The 228-nt window shown below is 59.2% G+C and carries 1 pseudogene; it reads left to right on the top strand.

Annotated elements, in window-relative coordinates:
* Positions 1-228, top strand: a pseudogene (locus KVT28_RS27615) (fructosamine kinase family protein); the annotation flags it as partial.

A 228-nucleotide genomic window follows, 5' to 3' on the forward strand; every position in this document is an offset into this window, starting at 1 on the left:
GTCTCTTAAGCGAGTACGCCGGTGTTGCCGAAATCACCGCCCGTCAGGAACTTCCCGGTGGCGATGTCCATCCCGCCTGGCGCATCCGCTATGGCGAGGTGGATGTGTTCGTCAAATGTAACACCCGCGATATGCTCACCTAGTTCAGCTGGGAAGCCGATCAACTCGACCTGCTGGCGCGCACGCAAACCGTTCGCGTCCCGAAAGTGGATGGCGATGGCAATGATC

This window comes from Pantoea sp. GbtcB22 (assembly GCF_019091025.1).
Taxonomy (GTDB): Bacteria; Pseudomonadota; Gammaproteobacteria; order Enterobacterales; family Enterobacteriaceae; genus Pantoea; species Pantoea leporis.